General features: G+C 44.4%; 2 protein-coding genes. Both read left to right on the top strand.

What is annotated here, in order from left to right; translation table 11 throughout:
* Positions 1–702 precede the first annotated feature (702 nt).
* The gene (locus tag PX482_RS25405; RefSeq protein WP_002757401.1) at positions 703–1,317 is read left to right on the top strand and encodes a DUF1349 domain-containing protein; all 615 of its coding nucleotides are present in this window, start codon (positions 703–705) and stop codon (positions 1,315–1,317) included.
* A gap of 118 nt (positions 1,318–1,435) precedes the next feature.
* A partial coding sequence (locus PX482_RS25400) for a hypothetical protein (protein ID WP_288123188.1) occupies positions 1,436–1,734 on the top strand: 299 nt, incomplete at its 3' end.

Below are 1,734 nucleotides of genomic sequence, written 5' to 3'. Positions count from 1 at the left end.
GGGGGGCATAAATCGACTAAATCCTTATCTGGCAAGAGACTTAATTGATTAGTTCGCTCTAGAGCAAAAACAATTGACAAAAATCGCATCAATGTCCTTCTCTATAAGGGTTTCATCCCTTATAACTCCGTCCATTGCATAGCACAAACCGAAGAACCCGAACTCCAGACGCAATCCAGATTGCCACTGCTATGGGAGAAGGTGCTATGTTTTTCTTGACCAATGATGCCCGTTTAGCTGCTGTCCCAGATTTAAAAGTTTTGGTTTTGGATGCTCTGTAACAGTACACCAATCTGGTAGCGTGCGTTCCTTAAACATTGATTTAAGCAAATGATAATAATCTAAAAACGTCTAGGCACAGCGAAGGACGGGAGTGCGAGTGCCGTCGAATAATTGTAAATTTTTGTTACGAAGTGCAGTCAGATTGAACAATTGGTGCTAAAACCTTGGGGGAAAGCTGATGTTATTTCGGCTGATTGTCAGTAATCCACAAAACGGGGTGATATGTCGAAAGTTTCCATATATTCCTACTTTGGTTATTCGGAAAGTTTCTGTATAATCAATGGTTAGCTGGCCTCGTAATAAGCTAAACGGCGCTTAACCTGCATGATCCAACAGCTATAACCCTTTTGGAGTCTATATCGGTGATCCGAAGTAAAAGCCGTTTAGCTTATCACGATGTATCTGATTAGGAGCGATATTATGCGACTTAGTGAAAATTTTTTACAGCCAGCATTGTCAGATGATTTTTACTGGCTCAACGAGCCGACGCATTATCGTTTGGGTAATGGCTTGGAAATTTCTACAGATGAAAAAACTGATTTTTGGCAAAACACGCACTATGGTTTTCAAAGAGACGATGGGCATTGCTTATTGATGCGACAAGTTGGCGATTTTTCCCTAATGACCCAAGTAGAATTTCAGCCTCGGGAAAAATATGATCAATGTGGCCTAATGGTGCGGATTGACAGTCAGAATTGGATAAAAGTTTCCACGGAATATGAAAGCGAACAAGCTAGTCGGCTTGGTTCTGTGGTGACCAATTTGGGATATTCTGATTGGGCAACGCAAGACATTTCTTCACGATACCGCGAAATGTGGTATCGCATCAGTAAACGGGGGAGCGATTTTCTGCTAGAGAATTCTTATGATGGGCAGGCTTGGCTGCAAATGCGGATCACACACTTACACAAGATAGCCGACGATTGCCAAATCGGAGTGTATGCCTGCAGCCCGATAGGCAAAGCGTTTCGCTGTTGTTTCAAAACCTTGGAAATCTCAGACAATCAGTGGCTGGTAATACCAGAAGCCAGCTAATAACTGTATGCACCCGACTGGCACTTATGCGCCTTAACGCCTGGCTTGTTGTGGTTCACGGCTTGTCTGTCTTATGCTAGAGTTTCATAATTACCCAAAGCTAATGAGGCAAAAAATAATGACGGAGAAAAATAAGCCAGAAGAAGTTCAAGAGGCAATGATTTCAGTGGGAGTGGGTACAGCGATTGGAGCTAGTGCATCGGCAGTAGTTGGCGGTATGGGACTGGCTGTAGGAGGAACTGCTCTAGGCGTCGGCATGGCTCCAGTAGCAGCGGCAGGAGCAGTGGTCGGCACGGCAGTTTACGGAACCAAAAAAGCAATAGAAGAACAAGACGCAACGGCAATTGGAGCAGCGGCAATTGGTGCGGGTGCTGGAGCCGGTATATCAGCATTAGTTGGAGGTATGGGATTAGCAGT

Source organism: Microcystis sp. M53602_WE12, assembly GCF_030065455.1.
GTDB classification, from domain to species: Bacteria; Cyanobacteriota; Cyanobacteriia; order Cyanobacteriales; family Microcystaceae; genus Microcystis; species Microcystis aeruginosa.
Note: the sequence above shows the minus strand (reverse complement) of the source record. Positions and strands in the feature narration are given on the sequence as shown.